Origin of the sequence: Pseudomonas sp. S3(2024), from assembly GCF_036861315.1 — a bacterium.
GTDB classification, from domain to species: Bacteria; Pseudomonadota; Gammaproteobacteria; order Pseudomonadales; family Pseudomonadaceae; genus Aquipseudomonas; species Aquipseudomonas putida_A.
In genome coordinates this window covers 454934-480844 of the sequence record NZ_JAZAQQ010000001.1, presented here as the reverse complement: position 1 = coordinate 480844, position 25911 = coordinate 454934, and the positions used below count along the sequence as shown (strand labels likewise).

General features: G+C 60.0%; 21 protein-coding genes, 2 tRNA genes and 1 pseudogene. 8 read left to right on the top strand and 16 right to left on the bottom strand.

Translation table 11 applies throughout. The annotated features are described in order from the left end of the window. Positions 1-50: 50 nt before the first annotated feature. The 4 genes from VLA07_RS02280 to rimO all read right to left on the bottom strand — a co-directional run bounded on the left by VLA07_RS02280 (position 51) and on the right by rimO (position 3521). A complete protein-coding gene (locus VLA07_RS02280; protein WP_027611093.1) occupies positions 51-518 on the bottom strand; it encodes a DUF1456 family protein in 468 nt (155 codons plus the stop codon). Positions 519-591: 73 nt separating this feature from the next. After that, positions 592-1302 carry an rRNA pseudouridine synthase gene (locus tag VLA07_RS02275; RefSeq protein WP_123587001.1) on the bottom strand — a complete coding sequence of 237 codons (711 nt, stop codon included), beginning with the start codon at positions 1300-1302 and terminating at the stop codon, positions 592-594. Between the two features lie 189 nt (positions 1303-1491). Beyond that, the gene (locus tag VLA07_RS02270) at positions 1492-1965 is read right to left on the bottom strand and encodes a GNAT family N-acetyltransferase (protein WP_247269373.1); all 474 of its coding nucleotides are present in this window, start codon (positions 1963-1965) and stop codon (positions 1492-1494) included. A 218-nt stretch (positions 1966-2183) separates the two neighbouring features. Then, positions 2184-3521, bottom strand: a complete 1338-nt coding sequence (gene rimO / locus VLA07_RS02265) for a 30S ribosomal protein S12 methylthiotransferase RimO (protein ID WP_003222282.1) — start codon at positions 3519-3521, stop codon at positions 2184-2186. A gap of 349 nt (positions 3522-3870) precedes the next feature. On the opposite strand from rimO, the gene VLA07_RS02260 reads away from it, so the two are divergent. After that, on the top strand, positions 3871-5712 hold the full coding sequence (locus tag VLA07_RS02260; protein WP_409077702.1) for a potassium transporter Kup: 1842 nt from the start codon (positions 3871-3873) through the stop codon (positions 5710-5712). Between the two features lie 196 nt (positions 5713-5908). Here the strand turns inward: VLA07_RS02260 and VLA07_RS02255 are convergent. Next, positions 5909-6234 (bottom strand): annotated as a pseudogene (locus VLA07_RS02255) (DUF3077 domain-containing protein). A gap of 474 nt (positions 6235-6708) precedes the next feature. On the opposite strand from VLA07_RS02255, the gene VLA07_RS02250 reads away from it, so the two are divergent. Genes VLA07_RS02250 through VLA07_RS02240 form a run of 3 tightly spaced genes read left to right on the top strand, consistent with a single transcriptional unit; the run spans position 6709 to position 8871 of the window. Further along, positions 6709-7503, top strand: coding sequence for a MarR family transcriptional regulator (locus tag VLA07_RS02250; protein WP_431061462.1), 795 nt, complete (start codon positions 6709-6711; stop codon positions 7501-7503). Between the two features lies 1 nt (position 7504). Then, positions 7505-8203 carry a hypothetical protein gene (locus VLA07_RS02245; protein WP_247269371.1) on the top strand — a complete coding sequence of 233 codons (699 nt, stop codon included), beginning with the start codon at positions 7505-7507 and terminating at the stop codon, positions 8201-8203. Then, on the top strand, positions 8200-8871 hold the full coding sequence (locus tag VLA07_RS02240; RefSeq protein ID WP_247269370.1) for a PP2C family protein-serine/threonine phosphatase: 672 nt from the start codon (positions 8200-8202) through the stop codon (positions 8869-8871). The genes VLA07_RS02245 and VLA07_RS02240 overlap by 4 nt, the downstream gene beginning before the upstream one ends. A gap of 101 nt (positions 8872-8972) precedes the next feature. Here VLA07_RS02240 and VLA07_RS02235 read toward each other — a convergent pair whose 3' ends face one another. From VLA07_RS02235 to VLA07_RS02220, 4 genes are all read right to left on the bottom strand, one after another. Beyond that, complete coding sequence (locus tag VLA07_RS02235; RefSeq protein ID WP_007964390.1) at positions 8973-10265, bottom strand: virulence factor family protein; 1293 nt, start codon at positions 10263-10265, stop codon at positions 8973-8975. Continuing rightward, positions 10265-12904, bottom strand: coding sequence for a bifunctional lysylphosphatidylglycerol flippase/synthetase MprF (gene mprF / locus VLA07_RS02230; RefSeq protein ID WP_333988336.1), 2640 nt, complete (start codon positions 12902-12904; stop codon positions 10265-10267). Before mprF ends, VLA07_RS02235 begins: the two co-directional genes overlap by 1 nt. A gap of 279 nt (positions 12905-13183) precedes the next feature. Beyond that, positions 13184-13260 (bottom strand) — tRNA-Met (locus tag VLA07_RS02225). 220 nt (positions 13261-13480) lie between these two features. Further along, positions 13481-13557 (bottom strand) — tRNA-Met (locus VLA07_RS02220). Positions 13558-13836: 279 nt separating this feature from the next. Between VLA07_RS02220 and dinB the strand changes: the two genes are divergently transcribed. After that, entirely contained in the window at positions 13837-14898 is a 1062-nt protein-coding gene (gene dinB, locus VLA07_RS02215; RefSeq protein WP_097086527.1) for a DNA polymerase IV, read from the top strand. A 119-nt stretch (positions 14899-15017) separates the two neighbouring features. Here dinB and VLA07_RS02210 read toward each other — a convergent pair whose 3' ends face one another. From VLA07_RS02210 to VLA07_RS02195, 4 genes are all read right to left on the bottom strand, one after another. Beyond that, positions 15018-15971: a hypothetical protein gene (locus VLA07_RS02210; protein WP_027614341.1), complete on the bottom strand. Its 954-nt coding sequence runs from the start codon at positions 15969-15971 to the stop codon at positions 15018-15020. A 17-nt stretch (positions 15972-15988) separates the two neighbouring features. Then, positions 15989-17704: a proline--tRNA ligase gene (locus tag VLA07_RS02205; RefSeq protein WP_027614342.1), complete on the bottom strand. Its 1716-nt coding sequence runs from the start codon at positions 17702-17704 to the stop codon at positions 15989-15991. A 129-nt stretch (positions 17705-17833) separates the two neighbouring features. After that, positions 17834-19393 (bottom strand): AmpG family muropeptide MFS transporter, encoded by a 1560-nt coding sequence (locus VLA07_RS02200; RefSeq protein WP_027614343.1) that lies wholly within the window; start codon positions 19391-19393, stop codon positions 17834-17836. A gap of 43 nt (positions 19394-19436) precedes the next feature. Further along, positions 19437-19790 (bottom strand): MGMT family protein, encoded by a 354-nt coding sequence (locus VLA07_RS02195; RefSeq protein WP_247269459.1) that lies wholly within the window; start codon positions 19788-19790, stop codon positions 19437-19439. Positions 19791-19955: 165 nt separating this feature from the next. Between VLA07_RS02195 and VLA07_RS02190 the strand changes: the two genes are divergently transcribed. Then, positions 19956-20963, top strand: a complete 1008-nt coding sequence (locus VLA07_RS02190; RefSeq protein WP_027614345.1) for a DUF481 domain-containing protein — start codon at positions 19956-19958, stop codon at positions 20961-20963. Positions 20964-21107: 144 nt separating this feature from the next. Here VLA07_RS02190 and VLA07_RS02185 read toward each other — a convergent pair whose 3' ends face one another. Continuing rightward, entirely contained in the window at positions 21108-21317 is a 210-nt protein-coding gene (locus VLA07_RS02185) for a cold-shock protein (RefSeq protein WP_002554837.1), read from the bottom strand. A 353-nt stretch (positions 21318-21670) separates the two neighbouring features. Between VLA07_RS02185 and dcd the strand changes: the two genes are divergently transcribed. Both dcd and VLA07_RS02175 read left to right on the top strand, forming a co-directional pair. Beyond that, positions 21671-22237: a dCTP deaminase gene (gene dcd, locus VLA07_RS02180; RefSeq protein ID WP_003222308.1), complete on the top strand. Its 567-nt coding sequence runs from the start codon at positions 21671-21673 to the stop codon at positions 22235-22237. A 102-nt stretch (positions 22238-22339) separates the two neighbouring features. Continuing rightward, a complete protein-coding gene (locus VLA07_RS02175) occupies positions 22340-22549 on the top strand; it encodes a hypothetical protein (protein ID WP_027614346.1) in 210 nt (69 codons plus the stop codon). 46 nt (positions 22550-22595) lie between these two features. Here VLA07_RS02175 and pdeM read toward each other — a convergent pair whose 3' ends face one another. Continuing rightward, entirely contained in the window at positions 22596-23252 is a 657-nt protein-coding gene (gene pdeM, locus VLA07_RS02170) for a ligase-associated DNA damage response endonuclease PdeM (RefSeq protein ID WP_027614347.1), read from the bottom strand. Next, positions 23249-25738 (bottom strand): ligase-associated DNA damage response DEXH box helicase, encoded by a 2490-nt coding sequence (locus VLA07_RS02165; protein ID WP_333988334.1) that lies wholly within the window; start codon positions 25736-25738, stop codon positions 23249-23251. Before VLA07_RS02165 ends, pdeM begins: the two co-directional genes overlap by 4 nt. Positions 25739-25911: the final 173 nt, after the last annotated feature.

The following is a 25911-nucleotide window of genomic DNA, read 5'->3' as shown; positions in this document are numbered from 1 at the left end:
CGGGCTTGCTCGCGAAGGCCGCGCCGCCGATTCAGAGCTTGTGGCGCAGATCAGCCACGAACGCGCAGGGTCAAGCCCTTGAGGAAGTTGCGCAGCAGCTGGTCGCCGCACGCGCGGTAATTGGTGTGGCCGACCTTGCGAAACAGTGCGCTCAGCTCAGGCTTGGACACCGGGAACTCGGCTGCCTTGAGGATCGCGTGCATGTCGTCTTCCTTGAGTTCGAAGGCCACGCGCAGCTTCTTCAGGATGATGTTGTTGGTCACTGGCACTTCGATCGGCTGCGGCGGACGGCTTTCGTCCTTGCCGCGCTTGAACACCACCAGACCGTCGAGGAAGTGCGCCATGACTTCGTCCGGGCAGCGCACGAAGCCTTCTTCGTCTTCTTCTTTCTTGTCGAGGTACGCGACGACGTCTTTGAGCTCCACGTCCAGGCCGCCGAGCTTGATGATCTCGATGACTTTCTTGTCGCTGATGTCGAGCATGTAGCGCACGCTGCGCAATACGTCGTTATGAATCATGTGGGTAATCCTGATATTTCGTTGTGGGCAACGCGCAGGCGCGCTGCCGGAATGTGTGGCGGCAGTGGAAGCTTTAGAACTTCTCTTTGCCGGACAGGTAGCGCCATTGGCCCACCGGAACCTTGCCAATCGACACGCCGCCGATGCGGATGCGGCGGATGCCGACGACCTTCAGGCCAACCGCTTCACAGAACTGGGCGATGATCCCCGGCTGCGGGTTCTTCATGGCGAAGCGCAGGCGGTTTTCGTTCTGCCAGCTGGCCTTGACCGGCGGCAGCTCCTTGCCCTTGTGAGTCAGGCCGTGCTGCAGGCGATTGAGGCCGTGGGCAACCATGTCGCCTTCGACCTCGACCACGTATTCCTGCTCGATCTTGGCCGCGTCGGCAGTCAGTTTGCGCAGCACTTTCCAGTCCTGAGTGAACACCAGCAGGCCGCTGGCCTTGGGCTGCAGATCGGCGCTGGCCGTCAGGCGCAGGAAGTGCCCGCGCAGCGGGCGTTTGCCGTAGCGGTGCTCGTCGCTGAGGGTGTCGGCGCTGAGCGACTGCATGGCGGTGTCGACATCCATGCCGGCCGGCACGTTGAGCAAGATGGTCACCGGCTCCGGCGCGGTGGCCTGAGCGTCCTTGTCGAGCTCGACCTTCTGGTCGCCGACCTTGAATTGCGGTTCGTCGATCACTTCGCCGTCCACGGTGACCCAGCCGCCCTCGATGAACAGCTCGGCCTCCCGGCGGGAGCAACCGACCAGTTCGATGAGGCGTTTGGAGAGGCGAATCGGGTCAGTCATGACAGGGCCGTAACAAAAAAGGGGTGGGCATTGTACCTGCCTGGCGCCGGTTAAGCCCGGTTCCATTTCGGTAGGTGGTTTTTTGTAGGAGTGAGCCTGCTCGCGATTGCCGTCTGACATTCAGCATTGATGTCGGCTGGTCCGGCGCTATCGCGAGCAGGCTCACTCCTACAAGGGTTCTTTGGTGTGTCAGGCGTGGCTTGAGCGCTGCTGGGGCCGCCGCAGGCGCATATGCAGCAACGGGTACGGCTGGCCCATGCCATCCACCTCCGAGCGGCCGATCACTTCAAAACCCTGCTTGAAATAAAACCCCAGCGCCTGCGGGTTCTGTTCGTTGACGTCGAGTTCATCGGCATTCAGATGTTGCATGGCGTAGTTGAGCAGTTTCTTGCCCAAGCCTTGGCCACGATACTCGGGATCGATGAACAGCATTTCGATCTTGCCCGCCGCCACCCCGGCGAATCCGGTGATGCGTTGCTGATGATCCCTGGTGCAAATCAGCATCACCGCGTCCAGATAACGGGTGAGCACCAGATTGCGCAGCAACTCGATGTAGCTGTCCGGCAGAAAATCATGGGTCGCGCGGACCGAGGCCTCCCAGACCCGGGTCAGTTCTTGATAGTCGCTGAGTTTCGGCGTGTGAATGACCGAATGCTGACGCATGCCCGATGGCCTCTTGTTCGTTTCAAGGGAGTCCTTCCCCCGGTAAACGATAGCCGTAAAAAAGCCCCGCATCTCGTAAAAAAGAGCGGGGCTTTTGATGACACGACTATCCCCTGTGGGAGCGGGCTTGCTCGCGAAAGCAGTGTATCCGTCGACATACCAGTGACTGATACACCGCCTTCGCGAGCAAGCCCGCTCCCACAGGTACTTCGTGGTGCTTAGATCTGCTCAGCCCACAGGTCGTATTCGTCAGCGTCAGTCACCTTGCACCAGACCTTGTCGCCCGGCTTGAGGTTGCTGCCGTTGTCGATGAACACGTTGCCGTCGATTTCCGGGGCATCGAAGAAGCAGCGGCCGACGGCGCCTTGCTCGTCGACTTCGTCCACCAGCACTTCGATCTCGCGGCCGATGCGCATTTGCAAACGGGCCGAGCTGATCGCCTGCTGGTGCGCCATGAAACGCTCCCAACGGTCTTGCTTGACGTCGTCCGGCACTACTTCCAGGTCCAGATCATTGGCGGGCGCACCATCGACCGGCGAGTACTGGAAGCAGCCGACGCGGTCGAGCTGGGCTTCGGTCAGCCAGTTCAGCAGGTACTGGAAGTCTTCTTCGGTTTCGCCCGGGAAGCCGACGATGAAGGTCGAACGGATGATCAGGTCCGGGCAGATCTCGCGCCAGTTCTTGATCCGCGCCAGAGTCTTGTCTTCGAACGCCGGGCGTTTCATCGCCTTCAGCACTTTCGGGCTGGCGTGCTGGAACGGGATGTCCAGGTACGGCAGGATCTTGCCGGCGGCCATCAGCGGGATCAGCTCGTCAACGTGCGGGTACGGGTAAACGTAGTGCAGACGCACCCACACGCCCAAGGTGCTCAGCGCCTCGCAGAGTTCGGTCATGCGGGTTTTCACCGGCGCGCCGTTCCAGAAGCCGGTGCGGTATTTCACGTCGACGCCGTAGGCGCTGGTGTCTTGCGAGATCACCAGCAGCTCTTTGACGCCGGATTTGACCAGACGCTGAGCTTCGTCGAGCACGTCGCCGACAGGACGGCTGACCAGTTTGCCGCGCATCGACGGGATGATGCAGAAGCTGCAGCTGTGGTTGCAGCCTTCGGAAATTTTCAGGTACGCGTAGTGACGCGGGGTCAGCTTGATGCCTTGCGGCGGTACCAGGTCGATCAGCGGGTTGTGATCCTGACGCGGTGGCACCACTTCGTGCACCGCGTTGACCACTTGCTCGTACTGCTGCGGACCGGTCACGGCCAGCACGCTCGGGTGTACGTCGCGGATGTTGCCTTCTTCCACGCCCATGCAACCGGTGACGATCACCTTGCCGTTTTCCTTGATCGCTTCACCGATCACTTCCAGCGACTCAGCCTTGGCCGAGTCGATGAAACCGCAGGTATTGACCACCACCACGTCGGCGTCCTGGTAGGTGGACACCACGTCATAGCCTTCCATACGCAGCTGGGTCAGGATGCGCTCGGAGTCGACCAGTGCTTTCGGGCAACCCAGAGATACGAAGCCAACCTTTGGATTGGCCGGCGCAGGAGTGGTGGACATGTCTAACCTCGGTGTTTTGTGACGTCGCTTGCCGTGTGGGAAAACCGACGGATGGGCGCTTAGGGTGCGCCTCTGATCAAAAAGTGCGCAATTCTAGCGATGAGCAACGCACTTGACCAGCTTTATGCAGGGAAATACGACGAGTGCTGCGCTATGCTTCGCGCCGTTGAGCTTTACCAATTTTTTACAGTCAACAAAACGTCTGTAACAACAGGTAAAACAGCGCATGCTGCACCACAAAGCATAGTGCTTCATTCAAAGAAGCCGGTTCGAGAATCAGGAGTGTTGGATGGGTCAGGCAAGTAGTCAGGCGGCGGGCGCCGAGCATTCGGCTGCAAAACCGCTGAGCATGCTGGTCGCGGCAGTCGGGGTAGTTTACGGCGACATCGGCACGAGCCCGTTGTACACCCTCAAAGAAGTGTTTTCCGGCGCGTATGGCGTGCCCGTCAATCACGATGGGGTGCTGGGCATTCTGTCGTTGATCTTCTGGTCGCTGATCTGGGTCGTTTCGATCAAATACATGATGTTCGTCCTGCGCGCCGACAACCAGGGCGAGGGCGGCATCATGGCGCTCACCGCACTGGCACGTCGTGCGGCGGGCAAGCGCAAGAGGTTGCGTTCGTTGCTGGTGGTTTGCGGACTGATCGGCGCGGCGCTGTTTTACGGCGACAGCATGATCACCCCAGCGATTTCCGTGCTGTCGGCGATCGAAGGCCTGGGCCTGGCGTTCGACGGCATCGACCACTGGGTGGTGCCGCTGTCGCTGGTGGTGCTGGTCGGGTTGTTTCTGATCCAGAGCCACGGTACGGCGCGGATCGGCATTCTGTTCGGGCCGATCATGGTCACCTGGTTCCTGGTGCTCGGCGCCCTCGGGGTGTATGGCATCAGCCATTACCCGGAAGTGCTGCATGCGTTGAATCCGGTCTGGGCGGTGCGTTTCTTCATGGTGCACGCCGGCATGGGCGTGGCGATCCTCGGCGCGGTGGTACTGGCGCTGACCGGTGCCGAAGCGCTGTACGCCGACATGGGCCACTTCGGGCGCAAGCCGATTGCCCGTGCGTGGTTCCTGCTGGTGCTGCCGGCGCTGGTGCTGAACTACTTCGGTCAGGGCGCACTGCTGCTGGAAAACCCGGAAGCGGCACGTAACCCGTTCTACCTGCTGGCGCCGAGCTGGGCGCTGATTCCGCTGGTGGGGCTGTCGACGCTGGCCACGGTGATCGCCTCGCAAGCGGTGATTTCCGGCGCGTTCTCCCTGACTCGTCAGGCGATCCAGCTCGGTTACATCCCGCGCATGTACATTCAGCACACCTCCAGCGATGAACAAGGTCAGATCTACATCGGCGCGGTGAACTGGTCGCTGATGGTCGGCGTAGTGCTGCTCGTCCTCGGCTTTGAATCCTCTGGCGCCCTGGCTTCGGCCTACGGCGTTGCGGTGACCGGCACCATGCTGATGACCACCATTCTGGTGTCGGCCGTCATGCTGCTGCTGTGGAAATGGCCGCCGGTCCTCGCGGTGCCGGTGCTGATCGGTTTCCTGCTGGTGGACGGTCTGTATTTCGCCGCCAACGTGCCGAAGATCGTGCAGGGCGGTGCATTCCCGGTGATCGCCGGTATTGCGCTGTTCGTGCTGATGACCACCTGGAAGCGCGGCAAGCAATTGCTGGTCGAACGCCTCGACGAAGGCGCGTTGCCGCTGCCGATCTTCATCAGCAGCATCCGCGTGCAACCGCCGCACCGCGTGCAGGGCACCGCCGTGTTCCTCACCGCACGCTCCGACGCCGTGCCGCATGCGCTGTTGCACAACCTGCTGCACAACCAGGTGCTGCACGAGCAAGTGGTGCTGCTGACCGTGGTCTACGAAGACATCCCGCGCGTGCCGCCATCGCGCCGCTTCGAAGTCGAGGCCCACGGCGAAGGCTTCTTCCGGGTGATCCTGCACTTCGGCTTTACCGACGAGCCGGATGTGCCTCAGGCGCTGAAACTGTGCCATCTGGATGAACTGGACTTCAGCCCGATGCGCACCACTTACTTCCTCAGCCGCGAAACGGTGATCGCCTCGAAACTCGAAGGCATGGCCCGCTGGCGCGAGGCGCTGTTTGCGTTCATGTTGAAGAATGCCAACGGCAACTTGCGGTTCTTCAATCTGCCGCTGAACCGGGTTATTGAGTTGGGGACGCAGGTCGAGATGTAACCCCGCCTCAACTGAAAAGCCCCCGTCAGCTTCAAGGCTGGCGGGGGCTTTTTTGTGCCCGCACATAAACCTCTAACCCACTGCAAATCCCCTGTGGGAGCGAGCTTGCTCGCGAAGGCCGAGTGTCAGTCGAGACATGTGGTGGCTGATCCACCGCATTCGCGAGCAAGCTCGCTCCCACAAGGATTCTGTGGTGTCAGTGGCTTTCAGGCAATTCTTCTTCAGATTCGGTCTTCGTCCGCGCAGGTCGCGGCATCAGCGCTTGGATCACGTCATCAATCAAGGCTTTGCCCATCACGGTCAGGTAATGCGCAGCCCAGGCGTGACGGTCGGTGTCTTCGATGAAGGCAGCGTCTTCGGTGAATGATTTGGCGAGGGACAGCAGGTCGGAGGATTGGGACAGTGCTTCGAGAATCGGAATGCCAGAGCGGACATTGAAGAACGCTTGATCCGAGTGGTAGAGGAAGGGGTGCAGCCGATGGTTTTAACGTTCGCGGGTCCGTGCAGATCAGTTTCGGTCATCGTGTTACTCCTTGGTTCGAAGTGCCGTGACTTTCGTTTCCACGCGAATGGGTGGCAGCTGTACGCAGGGTGGTAAACCGGGAGAGCAAAAAAACCGGCAGACCCGAAGGTCTCCCACGCACAGCCGCCATGACTCGGAATTGCAGACGTAAAAACACCTGAGTCGTGTTGGGAGCGTTGTTGCACTTTGCTTAGCCGGGTTACCACACCCGATCACTGAATTGGTCAGCGACCTCTGGAGAGTATCCCGTCGAAAACAGCGCAACAGAGCGGCAAAGTGCCTAAACATGAGATTAGGAGTTTGCCTACAAGGTATGCGAACGTCATCTGATATTGCGACACCGGTAACCGGAATTAAGGTAGCGAGCAATCTCGGGGCAGGTGAATTCTTGAGTTGGCGCCACAGGAGCGGGGCCGAATAAAGGGCTTGACTATCGGATATTTTGAATGAGAAAAGTGTCCACGTTTTATGGAATGTGGACGCTTGGGGTTTTAAGCTTCATGAAGAGTCAAGACATTTTGCTTTTGTTCAAGATGGCCAGCCTTCACGCTCAGGAGGAAAACCTCCTTGGGGTAATGGAGTCGGAGTCAAATTCGAACAGAGTCGAGGAGTTGTTGAAGCCCTACGTGGTCAGTCAAATGACGGCGGGCGGTCGGGTGGGGCAACCATTGGTCACCTACTCCACCGACGGTGAAGATACTGTATTCCGTCGACAGGATTTCGATTCGCCCCTGGACGATGAGGCGGGGTGGGAAGGGTGGTCGGAGCCGGTAGCTGTTCCGCCACTGGCGAGCTGGAGTGAAGGTTACTCGTTGCGTGCGTTGTCTGCTGCACTTGGGCTAAGCAAGAGCGAAGTTTCAAATTCCATCGCCAGGTGTCGTGTGTCCGGGCTGCTCACCAATGACTATGACACCGGACTTCCAAAAGTTAACCGGCGGCAGTTGCTAAACATCACCGAACACGCTCTGAAATACTTTTTCCCTGTAAAGCCCGGGGCAATGGTTCGCGGCATCCCGACGGGTTTTGCAGCACCGGCACTGTCCAAAAGCATCAAAAGTGCTGGCGGACTGATTCCGGTTTGGCCAGATGCACTTGGAGCTGAGCGTGGACAGGCGATAGAGCCGCTCTACAAAACAGTGCCGGAAGCGGTGAAGAGGGACAGGATCCTTTACCACTATCTTGCGCTTGCTGATGCAATCCGCCTTGGAGGTCCGCGAGAGTGTGGTGTTGCGGTCAACATTCTAAAAGCAGGGATGGGACTGAAATAACATGTCATCCAACACTGATCACAACTACGAGCTTATAGAGTTTGTTGCTGAGGGTTTGGGAGAGGCGTTTCTCGCGGAGGTTGCCTTTGTCGGAGGTTGCACCACAGCCATGCTGGTAACTGATGCTGTTGTGCTGGACGACATTCGCTTCACCGATGATGTTGACCTGGTGATCGAGCTGGCAGGCATTGGCGCCTGGCAGCAGCTTACCGAACGGTTGGCGGCCAGGAATTTCAAGATTACTGGCGAGGATGAAGTGAACTGTCGTTTCCGCTTCAACGACATCGTCGTTGACGTGATGCCTTCTGATCCCGAGGTTCTCGGATACGCCAACCGCTGGTTTGTAGAGGGGCTGGCGCGGGCCAATAAATTTACGTTACCCAGCGGTACCGTCATCCAGATATTCAAACCTACCTATTTTCTCGCGACAAAACTGGAAGCCTTCAGTGGTCGTGGTGGTGGCGATCCATACCATAAAGACGTCGAAGACATCATTATCTTGATTGATGGACGTCCAGAGCTTTTAGAAGAGGTTCGGCAGGCGGAATCCGAGCTCAAGGAATTCATCACGGATGGAGTTCGAGCACTCAGGGTTCTCAGTGGCATTGACTATGTGATTGAAAGCTCGGGCTCGGTACAGGCCAATCCGGGAAGAGGACAAATCATTCATGGGCGCATGAAAGAACTGGGCAGCGCATGAAATACCACGTCAGATCGGTAGCAGGGCGAGCCAGGAGAACCAATCATGACTTTGCTGGAGCGCTCTGTGATGGAGAAAACGGCGTATTTGTTATCACGGACGGTACCTCGAGGGTTGGCAGTGGCCAGTTGGCTGAGTCCTTTGTAAAGGGTGTTTTAGATGTCTGGTCAAAACACTTTGATCACGGCCTCGATATCACTGAGTGCGAAGCTGTTGAACAGGTACTGCTTTCTATACTGGCCGACCTCCACCCCGTGTTGTTTGCAAGTCACACAGGCGCCACTTGTTATGTGGTGGGTGTCGCCGCTCATGGGAAACTCACGCTTGCGTATGAGGGTGATTGTTCGTGCGGTGTTGTGACGCCGGCAGGCGCGATCGAATGGATTACGTCGCCCCACTGTAAGGCTAACTGGAGGCGCGACCGTTCCCACTCCGAGTTGGCGCAAGATCCGGCTCGACACCGGGTGACTCGTTGCTTGAAGGCGAGTCGCGCACCGAACCCTGACTTTGTGTTTCATTCATTGACCCTAAGAGAGCGACTGGTATTTGCAACCGATGGCTTTTGGGCGGAGCTAACCGAGTTACAGCAAAGCTACTTGCTAGCAGCGCCGGATGGCAGCTGTATCGATGTAGAAGATGACATCACGTGGATAGATGTTCAGCTTTAGTCTCGGTATCGATAGAAGTTTCGACTGGCAGGAAGTGCTGCAAGTTTGCGTAAAAAAGCCCCCGCAACCGTGAGGTTGCGGGGCTTTTTTATCGGCGCAGATCACTCTGCCGGCTGATCCTTGCTCTGACGCTTTTCGATCAAGTCCACCAGACGCTTGGCCAGCGCCGGGTAGTTCTCATCGAAGTGGTGGCCGCCAGGCAGTTTCACTGCTTCGCCGACTGCCGTCTTGTCGGTGCAGCCGCTTTCGTCGGTTTCTTCGGCGCCGTAGATGCACACCACTTTGGCGGCAGGCAGCTTGGCCATTTCCGGGCCGGTGGCGGCTTCTTTGCCGGCGTTGCCGAGCCAGCCTTCGACTTCGATTTCGAAGCTGCCGGTGCGGGCGAAAGCCAGCAGGATGATGGCGTCGACGCGTTGCTGCTCGGTGTCCGGCAGGCGGTTGTAGATCGCCGGCAGGACATCGGCACCGAACGAGTATCCGGTCAGGATGAAGCGTTTGGTGCCCCATTTTTGCCGGTAGTGCTGCATCAGTTCGGTCAGGTCCAGCGCGCTTTGCTCGGGGCTCTTGTGCTGCCAGTAGTAGCGCAGGGTGTCGATGCCGACCACCGGGTAGCCAATCTTGGCCATCTCGCCGGCCACGTCGCGGTCGAGGTCGCGCCAGCCGCCGTCACCGGAGAGGAACAGGGTCACGGTGTCCTTGGCTTGACCGGCCGGCACTTCCACCACCGGGATCGCCAGACCGCCGTTGGCCTTGTCGCCGCCGACGAGGATTTTGCGCAGCTCGTTGTTCAGCACTTGCGGCAGGTTGATGTCGTAGTCGCTGATGCTGGTTTCGGCGTTCGGTTGATCGCGCACGAAACCGGCGCTGGTGTCGTCCGGGTTGTCGTTCCATGCCACCAGCCAGTGGCCATGTGCCGCGGATTTCGGCAGCAGGTGGGTGCAACCGGGTTTTTCCAGGGCCAGGTCTACCGAGATCGCCTGGGCCTTGTCGTCCTTCTGCTCGGACAGCCAGCGCCAGGCCAGCACCGCGCCAGGGCCGATACCGCTGACCAGCGTGGCCGGGCCATTCAGTTCGCGCAGGCCGGTTTGCAGGGCGCGGCTCTGTTGCAGGCAGTCCTTGGGCAGAATCACTTGAACGATCTGCGCCGAGGCGCTGCGGCTCAGGGTGCTCAGTTGGTTGTCGGTCAGCTTCTGGTCGTCATTGACCGCGACCAGCACCTGAGCCTTGGGCTGGGTGCCGGGAATGACGCGGGTCATGACCGTGCCGTCGGCGGCCGTCAGTGGTTGCAGAGTCGGTTGCGGTGCCGGGCGTTTGAGGTACCAGTAACCGCCGCCGGCAATCACGGCCAGCACGATCAGTGCGGCCAGGATGTACTTCAGGGAGCGTTGAATCATCAGCGTTTCACCAATCCAGTCAAGCCGCCCGCGATCAGGGCAGCAGTATCGGCCAGCGCCACCAGCGGATCGAGTCCGGCGGGCACTGCCATATAACGGGGTTCCCAGTCAGGCTGGAACTTGTCTTTGAAGCGGCGCAAGCCTTGGAAGTTGTACAGCTGCTCACCACGGCGGAAGACCATCGAGCCCAGGCGCTGGGTCAGCGGTGCACCACGCCGGGGTTGCAACCCCGACAACGGCACCATGCCCAGGCTGAAACGCGCGTATCCGTGACTCTTATAGTGTTGAATCAGGCCGACCATCAGGAACTCCATGGTCAGCTTGGGGGCGTCCGGGTGCGAGCGCATCAGGTCGAGACTGGCCAGGTCATGGCTGAAAGTCTCGAGCAGGTTGGCGAACGCCACCGGGCGGCCTTCGAAGCGAATCACCGCAATGCGGAAATGCTTCAGGTAATCGTCGCTGAATCGACCGAGGGAGAAACCTTTCTCGCGCACGTTCTTGCCGGTCAGCCACGCATCGGAAATCACTTTCAACTCGTCCATCGGCGCCTGGCCCGGCTCATGGATTTCCAGCGACAGACCATCGCGGGTACCGCGGTTCCAGGTGTAGCGCAGGTCCTTCATCTCTTTGCCCTTGGCTTCCAGGTCAAAGCGATGCAGATCGACCCGGGCTTCTTCGCCGAGCTTGATCGCGGTCAGGCCGATGTCCATGTAGTACGGCAGGTTTTCCGCACGTACCTGATAGAACACTGGACGGGCGTGATGGATGTCGCACAGGTCGCGGAACTGCCAGATCATCTCGGCGCGTTGCTGGCCGGGGCCGATCGGGTCGTACAGCGCCACCAGGCTGCGGCCACGGCGGGCGTACATCAGAAAGGCTTCGTCGTTCTGGTGAAACAGCAACGCCTTGTCACCGGTCAGCGCGAGGCCGCCATCGGGTTGCGACGAAGCCATCAGGATTTTCGCGGCGCGATCCAGTTCGTCCGGGGTCGGCAGGTGGATCACCGGGCGCGCGGTGCGCAGCAGCCAGGTCAGCGCGATCACCAGCAACAGCACGGCGGCGCCGAGCAGCGAACGCAAGCCGCGCGGGGCGTCAGCGTCGAGGGTGAACTGCCACCACAGTTGATGGCTGTACGGCACGTCCTGATAGGCGAACAGCAGCAACCAGGTCGAGGCGCCCAGGACGCAAAGGCTGGCCACCAGATACAGCGGCGAGAAGGGCAGTTCGGTCAGGCGGCTCGGACGATAGAACGAACGACGGAACACTCCCAGCAACGCGGCGGTGAGTGTCATCAGCGTGGCTTCTTCCCAGTCGAAGCCTTTGAGCAGCGAGAGCAGGGCGCCGACCAGCAACAGAATGGTGGTCAGCATCCACGCGGCTGACAGGCGACGGCGCAGGCCCTGCGCCAGCATCAGGCACAGCACACCGATCAGGCTGGCGCCGAAGTGCGAGGCGTCAACCAGGCGATGCGGGATCAGAAAACCGATGTGTTCAAGACGCGTGTCGATCTCCGGGGTGGCGCCGGAAAACAGCAGCACCACGCCGGACAGGAATACCAGCACCGCCAGAATCGGCGCGGCCAGACCGGATGCGGCGCGCATGGTCTGGGTCTGGAACAGGCGCTGACCTTCATTGATCAGCAAAAACAGGCAGGCCACCAGCAGCGGCAGCACGACGTAAATCAGACGATACAGCAGCAGGGCGGCGGCGAGTGGCGCGGCCCCGAGGGTGTCGGCAAACGCGGCCAGCAGGATCGCTTCAAAAACCCCGACACCGCCAGGCACGTGGCTGAGGACGCCGGCGGCCAGTGCCAGCAGGTAAACCAGCAGGAAGGCGCCGAACGGCGGGGCTTCCGGCAGCAGCAGATAAAGCACGGTGGCCGCTGCGGCGACGTCGAGGGCGGTGATGATCAGTTGCAGGAAGGTCAGGCGGCGGCCCGGCAGGCGCAGCGTCCGGCGACCGGCCCTGACCAGCAGGTTGTCGCGGTACGGTTGCTCCGGCAGACGGCGGCGATAGATGCCGGTCGCCAGAATCGCGCCCAGACCCAGCACCACCATGGCGATCGTGCCGAGCAGGCCTTCTGACAGGCCCAGTGCGGCGGAGGCGGCGGGCAGGTCGCTCAGGGTCGCGAGAGCCGCCAGCGGTGGCAGGGCGCAACCCAGCGACAGGCTGGCGAACAGGGTCATGTGCGCGACTTCGGAGGCGCCCAGCCCATGGCGTGCATATAAACGGTAGCGCACCGAGCCGCCGGACAGCAGCGACAGGCCGATGGCGTTGCCAATCGCAAATGCGGTGAAGCCTCCCAGCGCCAGAGTGCGCGGCGGCAGTGTCACGCCGGCATAGCGGCTGGCCGACCACTCATAGCCCAGCAATATGATGAAGCCGACCACCGTAGCAGCCACTGCGCCGAGCAGGGCCGGTTTCGGCACAGCCAGGATCGAGTCGTGCAATGCGTAGAGATCGAGCTCGCTCAGCAGGTGGCGGCAGGCAATCAGCGCAATGGCAAACAGCAGCAACGTGACCGCCAGACCGATCGGCTGGCGATATTTGCTCAACCGATCCAGCAAGCGCAGGCGCTCGGGTTTGATCGGATGTTCTGCTGTGACGGTGTCTTGTGAATCAGACGAGTTGGCGCGCATCAATCACCTCTTGGATTGTGCGCGACAGGATGGAGGTATCCAGCCAAGTTACCAATCCCTGTAGAAAAAAATAATCACAAAATACTACGCCTCTCATCCGGGATCGGCGAGGGCGGGTCATGGATTGCAGACGTCTTGCCTGCGACTCAAGCATAGTCGCAACTGGGCGGGTCTGATGATCCTGAGCGTTTCACTGCAGCGTGACAGATCATTGTTGCGAAAGGACTTTTTCCACAGATACAAAAAAGGCCACTCTTTCGAGCAGCCTTTTTTGATGTTTGGTTGCGGGAGCCGGATTTGAACCGACGACCTTCGGGTTATGAGCCCGACGAGCTACCAGACTGCTCCATCCCGCGTCTGTGTGGCGGCATTCTACAGGCGAACGGCGAGGTGTCAACCGCTAATCCCGTAAAGGGTCAAATAAGTGTGAATTTGCGTCAAACGGTCGCAGCGGCGCGGTAAGTTTCGGAAATGCAACGAATTCCTGTTCGCCCGGATGTGCGTGATGCGGAGGCTGGTCTGAAAAACACACAGGCACAAAAAAGGCCACTCTTTCGAGTAGCCTTTTTTGATGTTTGGTTGCGGGAGCCGGATTTGAACCGACGACCTTCGGGTTATGAGCCCGACGAGCTACCAGACTGCTCCATCCCGCGTCTGTGTGTCGGCATTCTACAGAGGATCGCCGGGGTGTCAACCTTGAATCTGGATAAATCTGTTCCTGTTCAATCGGTTAGCGCTTTTTGCAGTGCAGGAGAAGGGCGCGCAGGGCAGGTGGGGCAAGGCTTTCAGCTCTATCGGTCGGTGATTCTCGATTGAGAAAATAAATTCATGGTTGTTTCCTACAATCTGAAAAGAACCTTCAGACCACTGGTGCTATATACAGGTGCGAGTGAGATACTGCGTTTCCGGCTCGCCATGTTTCCTTTTCTGTCATGACCCAGCGAAAAATCATCCACGTCGACTGTGACTGTTTCTACGCCGCCATCGAGATGCGCGACGACCCGAACCTGGCCGGCAAACCGCTGGCGGTGGGCGGGTCGGCGGATCGGCGTGGGGTGATTGCCACCTGCAACTATGAAGCGCGGGCGTATGGCGTACGTTCGGCAATGTCGTCCGGGCATGCCTTGAAGCTGTGTCCCGACCTGACCATCGTCAAGCCGCGCATGGAGGCCTATCGCGAAGCCTCGAAGGAAATCCATACGATCTTTCGCGATTACACCGACCTGATCGAGCCGCTGTCGCTGGATGAGGCCTACCTCGACGTCTCCGACAGCGCGCATTTTGGCGGCAGTGCCACGCGCATCGCGCAAGATATCCGCCGGCGGATCTCCAATCAGTTGCACATCACCGTGTCTGCGGGCGTGGCCCCGAACAAGTTTCTGGCCAAGATCGCCAGTGACTGGAAGAAGCCCAACGGGTTGTTCGTGATTACCCCGGATCAGGTCGAGGATTTCGTCAGTGGCTTGCCGGTGAGCAAGTTGCACGGCGTCGGCAAAGTCACTGCCGACAAACTGGGCAAGCTCGGCATCGTCGATTGCCTGCAACTGCGCGAGTGGGACAAGTTGGCGCTGGTGCGCGAATTCGGCAGTTTCGGTGAGCGACTCTGGAGTCTGGCCCGTGGGATTGATGACCGGTTGGTGCACAACGACAGCCGCCGTCAGTCAATCAGTGTGGAAAACACCTACGACGTCGATCTGCCGGATCTGCGCAGTTGCCTCGACAAGCTGCCGGAGCTGCTGGAAACCCTGAAAACCCGCATGGAGCGGATCGACAGCAGTTATCGCCCGGGCAAGCCGTTCGTCAAAGTGAAGTTCCATGACTTTACCCAGACCACACTGGAGCAAGCCGGGGCAGGGCGCGATCTGGGCAGTTATCAGTTGATGCTGACGCAGGCGTTCAACCGGGGTGGGAAACCGGTGCGGTTGTTGGGGGTAGGGGTGAGGCTGGAGGATTTGCGCGGCGGGTTTGAGCAGATGGAGTTGTTTGAGCGCTAATGCCTGTGGTGTTGCTGATGCCGCTTTCGCGAGCAAGCCCGCTCCCACATTTGATTGCATTCCATCTGAAGGAACTCGATCAAATGTGGGAGCGGGCTTGCTCGCGAAGCTTTTCAGGCTTAATTCGGTCCAGGATCAGCGACCAGACGCCCCGCATCCTTGGTCAGCGACTTGAGAAATTCCGCCTGCAACTCAGGATCGTTACGCGTCAGTTCGATCAGGCTCTGCTCCAGCTCGCTGGCTTCTTCTTCCAGACCCAGCTCCGACAGACGCTTGACCCGGTGGACCCACTGGCTCACTTCGTCGTCTTCCAGATCGTCGTAAATCAGCCCGTGCGCTTCCAGCAACTTGCTGCGCAAATGGCTGCTGATCGCCAGGGATGAATCGCTGTGCACGTCATCCTTGCCGTCTTCGACGCTGATCTGCAGTTTGCCGATATGATTCAGGTCATTTTCGGCGAACGGACTGTCCAGCAGGTTCAGGCGCAGCACGCCGTTGCGGTCGGTGGTCATGTCGAAGGTCTGCTTGCCGGCCTTGACTTGCACCGGACGCTCGCTCCACGGCAGGCTCGAATACTCCGTGCGCTTGTCGCGCTGGACTTCATCGATACCGGCCAGATTCTGTTGCGCACGACCGTGGGACTGCACGTTCATGAACGGGTTGACCCCGGCAATGCCGTAGTTCAACCAGTCCTTGGTCACGCTGTCCGGCAGGTTGCCCAGAGCGAATACGTTGACCACATTGGCGCCGATACCGGCAACCACGGCCACCGCGCCCAGCGGAATCTCGTAGATTTCGCGCCAGGGTTGGTAAGGCGTGTAGCGATCGTAACGGCGGGTGACCTCAAACTCGGTGACTTCGAAGGTCTTCTGTTCGTTGATTTTCACGCGACGCTGCGGCAGTTCGAGCACCTTAGGCTCACCGACATCGATCTGCAGGCTGTGATCGAGCAGTTTGCGCTCGACCCGCTCTTCGTGCTCGCTGCGCTGTGACATCTGATTGGCACAGCCGCTGACCAGCAGGGCGCCGCACAAGGCGGCGCCACCGAGGCCCAAGGTGTTTCGCTTGAACATGAGGTCTCTATCTGGATTCAGCGGCGGATACGGGCCTGAAGGAAGGACAGCACATCGGCAACCGGCAGCGCTTGCGCTTCGGCCTCGGTGCGACTCTTGTATTCCAGGTTGCCTTCGGCGAGGCCGCGGTCGCTGACCACGATCCGGTGAGGAATGCCGATCAGCTCCATGTCCGCGAACTTGATGCCCGGGCTGGTTTTCTTGTCGCGATCGTCCAGCAACACTTCGAAACCGGCCGCCGTCAGTTCTGCGTACAGCTTGTCAGTGGCTTCGCGCACCTGCTCGGTTTCATAACGCAGCGGTACCAGGGCGATCTGGAACGGCGCCAGGGTGTCGCTCCAGATGATGCCTTTCTCGTCGTTGTTCTGCTCGATGGCGGCAGCGACCACGCGGGATACGCCGATACCGTAGCAACCCATTTCCAGGGTGACCGGTTTGCCGTTCTCGCCCAGCACTTCGCACTTCATCGCCTTGCTGTACTTGTTGCCCAGCTGGAAGATGTGCCCGACTTCGATACCGCGCTTGATTTCCAGGGTGCCTTTGCCGTCCGGGCTTGGGTCACCGGCCACGACGTTACGCAGGTCGGCAACGGTTGGAACCGGCAGATCGCGCTCCCAGTTCACGCCGAAGTAGTGCTTGTCGTCGATGTTCGCACCGATGCCGAAGTCGCTCATCAGTTCGACCGAGCGGTCGATGATGATCGGCAGCGGCAGGTTCAGCGGGCCGAGGGAACCGGCGCCGGCGCCAATGGCGTCACGCAGCTCGGCATCGGAAGCCATGACCAGCGGGCTGGCGACGCCTGGCTGGTTGGCAGCCTTGATTTCGTTCAACTCGTGGTCGCCACGGATGATCAGGGCAATCAGCTTGCCTGGCTCTTCGGCGTGGACGATCAGGGTCTTGATGGTCTTTTCAATCGGCAGATTGAATTTTTCCACCAGCGCGGCAATGGTCTTGGTGTCTGGAGTGTCGACCAGGCGCAGCTCTTCGGCCGGCGCTGGACGCGAGGTTTCCCGTGGCACGGCTTCGGCTTTCTCGATGTTCGCCGCGTAGTCGGAACCGTTGCTGAAGACGATGTCGTCTTCGCCGGACTCGGCCAGTACGTGGAACTCGTGGGAGCCAGCGCCACCGATCGAGCCGTTGTCGGCTTCAACCGGACGGAATTTCAGGCCCAGACGGGTGAACACGTTGCAGTACGCCTGATGCATGCGGTCGTAGGTGACCTGCAGCGACGCCTGATCGGCGTGGAACGAGTAGGCGTCCTTCATGATGAATTCGCGGCCGCGCATCAAACCGAAGCGTGGGCGGATTTCGTCACGGAATTTGGTCTGGATCTGGTACAGGTTGATTGGCAGCTGTTTGTAGCTGCTCAACTCGTTGCGCATCAGATCGGTGATCACTTCTTCGTGGGTCGGGCCCGCGCAGAAGTCGCGACCGTGGCGGTCTTTGATGCGCAGCAGCTCAGGGCCGTATTCTTCCCAGCGCCCCGATTCCTGCCACAGCTCGGCCGGTTGGGTGCTCGGCATCAACACTTCAAGAGAGCCGGCAGCGTTCATTTCTTCGCGAACGATGGCTTCAACCTTGCGCATTACCCGCAAGCCCATCGGCAGCCAGGTGTACAGGCCCGAAGCGAGTTTGCGGATCATGCCGGCGCGCAGCATCAGCTGATGGCTGACGACGACCGCATCGGAAGGCGTTTCTTTCTGTGTGGCGAGCAAAAATTGACTGGTGCGCATGGTTGGCCGTTGTCGGTTGCTATGACTGGAAATGACGGAGCAGTGTACCGGCGAGATTTGCCGACGTACAGGATTGCGCTCGGCGGTGAGGCGCTACGGCGGGAATCCTCCCGCCGTAGCTGAAATGTCCTACGATTCTTCGACGACGGAGGTCGGTGCAGGCTCAGGCGTTGGCGTCGGGCCCGCGCGGCGGTTTTCCTGGAACCAGTGCAGGGCAATCAACAGCAGCGTCGGCACGCCGAGCAGCGCCGTGATCATGAAGAAGCTGTGGTAGCCGAACTTCTCGACCATTACCCCGGAATAGCCGCCCATCAGCCGCGGCAGCAACAGCATGATCGAACTGAGCAGGGCGTACTGGGTAGCCGAGAACTTGAGGTTGGTCAGGCTCGACAGATAGGCGACGAACGCCGAGGTCGCAAGCCCGGAACTGAAGTTGTCGAGCGAAATGGTGACCACCAGCATCTTCAGGTTCGGCCCCATATCGGCGAGCATCACGAACAGCAAGTTGGTCGCCGCCGACGCCGCGCCACCGATGAACAGGATCGGCAGGATGCCGAAGCGCACGATCAGCAGGCCGCCCATGCCGGCACCGACCAGGGTCATGATCAGGCCGAAGATCTTGCTGACGCTGGCGATCTGGTCCTTGGTGAAGCCCTGATCGATGTAGAACACGTTGGCCATCACGCCCATCACCGTGTCGGACATCCGGTAGGTGGCGATCAGTCCGAGCAGCAGCAACGCCTGCCAGCGGTAGCGCAGGATGAAGTCGTTGACCGGAGTCAACACTGGCGCCAGGCCGCGACGGCCCATGGTCGACAGGCACAGACCGGTGAGCAGGGTATAGAGGATCGCGCGCAGGAAGGCGCGGTCTTCGAGCAGCAGGTCGAGCGGACTCATCTGACCGAACAGTACGCTGGCGAAATCAGTGTTGTAGAGCTGGGTGAACATCGCCGGAACCGACACCAGCAACACGATCAGTACGAATACCGAGGCCAGTTGATGCGCGAAGCTGTAGCGGCCGGCCTGCAGCTGCGTGCGCAGTGGCACTGGCGGCTCGCGCATCAGCAGCGAAGTCAGCAGGGCAGGCACCATCAACACGCCGAACAGCGCGTAGGTGCCGGTCCAGGCCGAATGTTGATAGTTGAAGCCGGTGGAGCCGAAGCCTTCGGCGAAGAACAGTGCGCCCGCGGTGGCCAGCAGGGCGGCGACGCGATAGCCGGACATGTAACTGGCGGCCAGCGCGGCCTGGCGGCTGTCGTCGGCGATTTCCAGGCGATAGGCGTCTACCGCAATGTCCTGGGTGGCGGAAGCGAAAGCGACGATAACGGCAATGGCGATCAGCCAGGACAGGTGTTTCTGTGGATCACAGAAGCCCATGCCGATCAGGCCCAGAATCACCAGCGTCTGCGAGAGCACCAGCCACGAACGGCGGCGGCCCAGCTTGCCCAATAAAGGCAGGCGCCATTGGTCGAGCAGCGGTGACCAGACCCATTTGAAGGCGTACGCCAGACCGATCAGGCTGGCGTAGCCGATGGTTTCACGGGCAACGCCGGCCTCACGCAGCCAGACGGAAAGCGTCGAAAACACCAGCATGTACGGCAGGCCGGCAGCAAAACCGAGCAACAACAGCACGAGCGTCGAGGGACTGGCATAGGCGGCGAGCGCGGCGCGCCAGGTTTTACGGGGCATGGGCTGAAGTCTGCCTCAAGATTGCGAAAACAAAGCGCGCACTCTAACCGCTGTGCTCTACCGGACGCCAGCCATGGCGCTGAATATCCACACGATTGTTCAGGACGGTGACGCCTTCAGAACGCAATCGTGCCCGTTGTTCGTCCCCCGAAGGGCTGCCCGGCGGCAGGCTGATCCGACCGCCGGCACCCAATACCCGGTGCCACGGCAGTCTGGTATCGCCGGGTAATTGGCTCAGGGTCCGACCGACCCAGCGGGCGGCGCGCCCCAACCCTGCGAGTTCAGCCAACTGACCATAGCTGACCACCTTGCCCTCAGGCACTTGGGCAAGGGTGGAATAAAGCGCCGTGCGTCGGATTTGCGCTTCGCTTTCCTCGGGATGATTCGGCTCTTTCACCTGCGCGGTTCCTGAACAATAGTCGTATCGATGGGCTCAAGCGTAATCGCTCGTTGGTCAGATGAGAAATGAACTCAATGGAAATCGCTCGGTCAGTCCTTGTCAGGGTCTTATTCCTACGGATAATGCCGACCTTTTTCGCAAACTTGAGCCCTCGATCCGCTTATGTTGTCCAGAACCTTGCTGTGCCTTGCTGTTTTCAGTGCCTCCACGCCGCTGCTTGCCGATACCGTCTGGTTAAAGAACGGTGACAAGCTGAGCGGTAAGATCTCCGTTTTCGATGGCGGCAAATTGCTGATTCAGACCCAGTATGCGGGTGCGGTCAGCATCGACTGGAAAGAGGTCAAGACCCTGCAAAGCGATCAGGAACTGCTGGTCAAACAGGATGCCTACAACGGTGAAAAAGCCAAGTCGCTGACCGCTGCCGATGACGGCAAGGTCACCCTGGCCAACGGCGAGGCGCCGAAGACCGTCGAGCTGGCGAGCATTCAGCAGATTCTCAAACCCAAACCGGTGGTCGAGGATCTGGTATGGAAAGGCAATATTGGCCTGGCGATGGATTATCAACGGGCGGAAAAGGACACCGACGACTACGACATCGACTTCAAGACCACCGCGCGTCATGGCCGCTGGCGGCACACCGCCGAGGGCGAATACAACCGCGAAGTGCAGGACGAGCAGGTCACCACCAATAACTGGCGCGCCGAATACGCACTTGACCGCTTCCTCACCGACAAATGGTTCTGGCAGGGGCGCCTGAACTACAAGCGCGACTACGTTGAAGAGCTGTCGCGTCAGCGTGTGGTCGGTACCGGTCCGGGTTACCAGTTCTGGGACGACGAGCTGGGCGCGTTCTCGCTCGGTTCGCTGCTCAACCGCACCGATTACGAATACAGCGATGGCGGCAAGGACAACTTCTATTCGGTCGCCATGAAGTGGGATTACAACCGTTACCTGATCGGCAAAAAAGTCGAGTTCTTCACCAATGGCGAACTGGGCAAGCCGCTGTCTGACGTAGCCAACTATGCGCTCGATGCCGAGATGGGCTTGCGCTACAAGGTCACCGACTGGGCGTCGCTCAACCTCAAGGCCGAACGCGACATCATCAGTGGTACCAAGGATGCGGATTTGAACAAGACCCGCTACACCGCAGGGTTTGGCGTGGCCTGGTAAGGCACAAACGAAAGATCGCAGCCTGCGGCAGCTCCTATAGGAGGGCTGTCACGGACTGCGATCTTTTTTGTGGTCGTTAAAAACACACGCCCACAAAAAAGCCCCGCTTTTGAGGGCGGGGCTCTTTTCTAAAGAAGCTACAAGTTAGATAACTTGTACTTCTTCAGCTTGCATGCCTTTCTGACCGCGGGTAGCGATGAAAGAAACCTGTTGGCCTTCTTTCAGGCTTTTGAAGCCGTCGGATTGGATAGCTTTGAAGTGAACGAACAGGTCGTCACCGGATTGTGGAGTGATGAAGCCGAAGCCTTTTTCATCGTTGAACCACTTAACGGTACCGGTTTGGCGATTAGACATGGTGTAACTCCTTGAACAAAGATAACTGCGACTCAGGAAGAACCCTGGCCGAGACTGAGTGCAAAGAGCAGGAAAAATTCTTGTAGATGGTTGGATCGAAATTCAACATATCGTGTAGAGATTCTCAGTGACACAAGCAACACAGTGGCGCCACCTTAACCCTTTTTCCGGAACGTGCCAATGTTTCTTGCGAAGGTTTCTCTGTTTTAGGGATCGACGGTGTGACGGTTCGTCGCCAGAGCCTGTATTTCCAGGGTGTTCGGCGAGAATTGCAGCGCGGACTTTGAACCCGGCGGCGCGCCCGGTAAGATGCCGGACAGATTTTTTCCACCTCGCTATTCAGGACACCCGCCATGAGCATCAAATCGGACAAGTGGATTCGCCGCATGGCGCAGGAACACGGCATGATCGAGCCCTTCGTCGAGCGCCAGGTGCGCGGCAGCGACGACAGCCGTGTGATCTCCTACGGTGTGTCGAGCTATGGCTACGATGTACGCTGCACCAACCATTTCAAGGTGTTCACCAACATCAATTCGGCGATCGTCGATCCGAAGAACTTCGATGCCGGCAGCTTTGTCGACATCCACAGCGACGTCTGCATCATCCCGCCGAACTCCTTCGCCCTGGCCAGCACCGTCGAATACTTCCGCATTCCGCGCAACGTATTGACCATCTGCCTGGGTAAAAGCACCTACGCGCGCTGCGGCATCATCGTTAACGTCACCCCGCTCGAGCCTGAGTGGGAAGGCCACGTGACCCTGGAATTCTCCAACACCACCAACCTGCCGGCGAAAATCTACGCCAACGAGGGCGTGGCGCAGATGCTGTTCCTCGAATCCGACGAGCAATGCGAAGTTTCGTACAAGGATCGCGGCGGCAAATATCAGGGCCAGCGTGGCGTGACCCTGCCGCGTACCTGATCCATCCGGCAGTTCGCGGGAATTCTTTGGCGGGCAGACACTCTATGGGGTGTACTGCCCGTTTTTGCTTCTGGCAAAGCGGGCCTTCGCCGAGGAGGTTGCATGAAGATCGATCCGCATATCACCGCCCAACTGGCAAGGCTTGAGCCCAATCAGGTTGGCGTTTTGGCCTGGTCATTGTTGGCACACCCGGCTTTCCATATGGCAGGCGGCATTCCCGGTCAGCCTGATCCCGACACCCCTAACGAACAACCGACCGAACCCGGCGAGCCGACGCTGCCGGACGAGCCGCCACCCGCGCCGGTGGCCTGAGTCGCTACTCCATGAATGGCCAGTCAGCTGAGGTTTGCCCAAGACCTCAACTGACGGGCCATATTTCGTTGTCGCCGATGACGAAAATCCTGCACTGAGCGTCTTTCTCGACCTGATAACCCCCGGTAAAGGCACCAAAGGCCGGCAGCAGGCTCAATCGCTCACCCAGTCGAAAACATGCCAGGCGCAAACGCTGCCGCCCCTTGCCGTTGAGCCGATAGACCGGATGCACATGCCCGGCCAGCACGTGTCGTTCGGGATGGGGGGCGGGTTCGTGTTGCAGGGCAAACGGCCCGAGCAGCATCGGTTCCGGAACCACCCGGATATTCAGCGCCGTCGGTGGATCCCCGGCACGTTTGTCGTGGTTGCCGCGAATCAGCGTCATCGGCAGATCCGCGTGCCGTGCACGCCATTCGGCCAAGGCATTCAGCGTACCCGTCGCATGCGAACCGGGGCCGTGCAGAAAGTCACCGAGGAAAATCAGCTGCCGACAGGGCAGTCTGGCCAGCAAGCGGTCGAGCACTTCGATATTCGCCGTCGTGGTGCCTTGTGGTACCGGCTGGCCGAGGCTGCGATAGGCCGCGGCCTTGCCGAAATGCACATCGGCGATCAGCAGTGCTTGCTGCGCCGGCCAATACAGGGCCTTTTCCGGCAGCAGCCAGAGCTCCTCACCAGCCAGGCGCACTGGATACGCTGCACTCATGAGGCTTGACCCTTGTCGGCGGATTTCTCCAGATCGCCGACCATGCGCCGGATGCGGTCAGCGAGTTTTTCCGAACTCATGCTTTCGCGCATGCGCTCCACCAGCAACGGAAAGCCTAGCGGTGTAGGACGTTTGATCAGGTGCATGTCCAGTTTCATCCGGTTGATCCGCTCCAATGTCTGTTCCAGACGACGAATATCCAGTTCTTCCCGTAAGACTTCTTCCCCGGCTTGAGCCAGCAGCAGGTTGTCAGCGTCGTATTGTTTGAACACTTCGAAGAACAATCCGCTGGAAGCCTGTACCTGTCGGGTACTTTTCGGCGCGCCGGGATAACCGGCGAACACCAGCCCGGCGATACGCGCGATCTCGCGAAAGCGCCGCAGCGCCAACTCCCCGGCATTGAGGCTGGCCAGCACGTCGCGTAGCAGATGCTCGGGGCTGAGCAGCGCCGTATCGAATTGCTCGAACCAATCGACCGGCGTGGCGCTGAGCAACTCCAGCCCGTAATCATTCACCGCAATCGAGAACGTCAGCGGCTGGCGCTGACTCACGCGCCACGCCAACAGGCTGGCGAGCCCCAGATGCACCTGGCGCCCGGCAAACGGATAAAGGAAAAGGTGCCAGCCTTCACGGGATTTCAGCGCTTCGGCCAACAGACAGTCGGAGGTGGGCAGACCCGACCAGCGCGCCTGGGTTTGCAGCAACGGTTGTAGCGCCTGCATTTCCGGGCCGACGAACTCGCCCCGTGCTGCCGCCGTGAAGCGGCTGACCACAGCGGCGGCCAATTCGTTGGAAAGCGGCATCCGCCCGCCATTCCAGCGCGGTACAGCAGCTTTTTTCGCGGTGCTGCGTTTGACGTACGCGGTCATGTTTTCCACCCGCACCAACTCCAGCAGGCGCCCGGCAAAGAGAAAGCCATCGCCCGGTTTCAGCCGCGCGATAAAGCCTTCCTCGACGCTGCCCAACTGCTTGCCGCCGCCACCCTTGCTCCAGAATTTCAGATTAATGCTCGCGTCGCTGACGATGGTGCCGATGCTCATGCGATGACGGCGGGCGAGTCGCGCATCGGGTACCCGCCAGACGCCGTGTTCATCCGGTTCGACCCGGCGGTAATCCGGATAGGCTGTCAGCGACATCCCGCCGTGACGTACGAAAGCCAGCGCCCAAGCCCAATCTGCCAGTGTCAGGTCACGATAAGCCCAGGCACCACGCACTTCTTCGTACAGCTCTTCGGGAATAAAGCCACCGCCCAGCGCCATGCTGACCAGATGCTGCACCAGCACATCCAGCGGTTTGTGCGGCGACAGACGCGGTTCGATGAGTCGTTGCGCCACGGCATCGCCTGCGGCGGCGGCTTCGATCAGTTCCAGGCTGTGGGTCGGCACCAGCGTCACTCGCGAGGTGCGCCCCGGCGCGTGACCGGAGCGCCCGGCGCGTTGCATCAGTCGCGCTACGCCTTTGGCCGAGCCGATCTGCAGGACCCGTTCCACCGGTAAAAAGTCCACGCCCAGATCCAGGCTCGAGGTGCAGACCACGGCTTTCAGCTTGCCGTCCTTCAACGCTTGCTCGACCCAGTCGCGGGTCTCGCGGGACAGTGAGCTGTGGTGCAACGCGATCAGCCCGGCCCAGTCCGGCCGCGCTTCGAGCAATGCCTGATACCAGATTTCCGACTGCGCGCGGGTGTTGGTGAACACCAGGCTGCTGGCGCAGGCGTCCAGTTCGGCAACAACCTGCGGCAGCATCTTCAGACCGATGTGCCCGGCCCAGGGAAAACGCTCGATGGCCGGTGGGATCAAGGTGTCGACCTTGAGTGATTTTTCGCTCTGGCCTTGCACGCTGATGCCGCCACCCTCTGGGATCAGCACCTGTTCGGCGTGGGCTTGATTGCCGAGGGTGGCGGACACGCCCCAGACGATCAGCTCGGGTTGCCAATGGCGCAGACGGGCGAGGGCCAGTTGCAGTTGTACGCCGCGTTTGTTGCCGAGCAGTTCGTGCCATTCATCGACAACGATCATCCGCAGGCTCGACAACGCAGTCCTGGCGTCGGCTCGGGCAAGCAGCAGGGTCAGGCTTTCCGGGGTGGTGATCAGCGTGGTCGGTAGGCGCCGGCCCTGACGCGCACGTTCGGCGCTGCTGGTGTCGCCGGTGCGCAGACCGATGCTCCACGGAATCTGCAAATCGCTGACCGGCGCTTGCAAGGCGCGCGCGGTGTCGGCGGCGAGGGCACGCATCGGCGTGATCCACAGCACGGTCAGTGGTTCGGCTGGTGCTTTGCGTTTTTTGCTGTCTGCAACGCTGGGTTTGATGCGGGCGAAGCGGTTGAGCGCGGCGAACCACACCGCATAGGTTTTACCGGCGCCGGTGCTGGCATGGAGCAACCCCGACTGACCTTGTTTGACGGCGGCCCACACCTGCTTTTGAAAGGCGAACGGCTTCCAGTTGCGTGCGCTGAACCAGAGTTTTGCGAAGTCGGTGGAGGTGGGCATACCGGCGGCGTGCGCTCTGAGGGTGTTCCTTCAGTGACCGCGCCGTTGCGGGACAAGTTTAATTTTGTGCGATTACCTACACCATTGTGGGAGCGGGCTTGCTCGCGAAAGCGGTGTGCCAGTTAGAACAGTTTTGACTGACACACCGCTTTCGCGAGCAAGCCCGCTCCCAC

Bases quoted from the DNA above. Each gene is read 5' to 3' on its own strand.
- VLA07_RS02270 (WP_247269373.1), bottom strand. From the start codon at position 1,965: ATGCGTCAGCATTCGGTCATTCACACGCCGAAACTCAGCGACTATCAA.
- VLA07_RS02210 (WP_027614341.1), bottom strand. From the start codon at position 15,971: ATGTTCAAGCGAAACACCTTGGGCCTCGGTGGCGCCGCCTTGTGCGGC.
- VLA07_RS02245 (WP_247269371.1), top strand. From the start codon at position 7,505: ATGTCATCCAACACTGATCACAACTACGAGCTTATAGAGTTTGTTGCT.
- VLA07_RS02185 (WP_002554837.1), bottom strand. From the start codon at position 21,317: ATGTCTAATCGCCAAACCGGTACCGTTAAGTGGTTCAACGATGAAAAA.
- VLA07_RS02175 (WP_027614346.1), top strand. From the start codon at position 22,340: ATGAAGATCGATCCGCATATCACCGCCCAACTGGCAAGGCTTGAGCCC.
- rimO (WP_003222282.1), bottom strand. From the start codon at position 3,521: ATGTCCACCACTCCTGCGCCGGCCAATCCAAAGGTTGGCTTCGTATCT.
- pdeM (WP_027614347.1), bottom strand. From the start codon at position 23,252: ATGAGTGCAGCGTATCCAGTGCGCCTGGCTGGTGAGGAGCTCTGGCTG.
- VLA07_RS02190 (WP_027614345.1), top strand. From the start codon at position 19,956: ATGTTGTCCAGAACCTTGCTGTGCCTTGCTGTTTTCAGTGCCTCCACG.
- VLA07_RS02240 (WP_247269370.1), top strand. From the start codon at position 8,200: ATGAAATACCACGTCAGATCGGTAGCAGGGCGAGCCAGGAGAACCAAT.
- VLA07_RS02260 (WP_409077702.1), top strand. From the start codon at position 3,871: ATGCTGGTCGCGGCAGTCGGGGTAGTTTACGGCGACATCGGCACGAGC.
- dinB (WP_097086527.1), top strand. From the start codon at position 13,837: ATGACCCAGCGAAAAATCATCCACGTCGACTGTGACTGTTTCTACGCC.
- VLA07_RS02280 (WP_027611093.1), bottom strand. From the start codon at position 518: ATGATTCATAACGACGTATTGCGCAGCGTGCGCTACATGCTCGACATC.
- VLA07_RS02250 (WP_431061462.1), top strand. From the start codon at position 6,709: ATGTGGACGCTTGGGGTTTTAAGCTTCATGAAGAGTCAAGACATTTTG.
- mprF (WP_333988336.1), bottom strand. From the start codon at position 12,904: ATGCGCGCCAACTCGTCTGATTCACAAGACACCGTCACAGCAGAACAT.
- dcd (WP_003222308.1), top strand. From the start codon at position 21,671: ATGAGCATCAAATCGGACAAGTGGATTCGCCGCATGGCGCAGGAACAC.
- VLA07_RS02275 (WP_123587001.1), bottom strand. From the start codon at position 1,302: ATGACTGACCCGATTCGCCTCTCCAAACGCCTCATCGAACTGGTCGGT.
- VLA07_RS02200 (WP_027614343.1), bottom strand. From the start codon at position 19,393: ATGCCCCGTAAAACCTGGCGCGCCGCGCTCGCCGCCTATGCCAGTCCC.
- VLA07_RS02165 (WP_333988334.1), bottom strand. From the start codon at position 25,738: ATGCCCACCTCCACCGACTTCGCAAAACTCTGGTTCAGCGCACGCAAC.
- VLA07_RS02235 (WP_007964390.1), bottom strand. From the start codon at position 10,265: ATGATTCAACGCTCCCTGAAGTACATCCTGGCCGCACTGATCGTGCTG.
- VLA07_RS02205 (WP_027614342.1), bottom strand. From the start codon at position 17,704: ATGCGCACCAGTCAATTTTTGCTCGCCACACAGAAAGAAACGCCTTCC.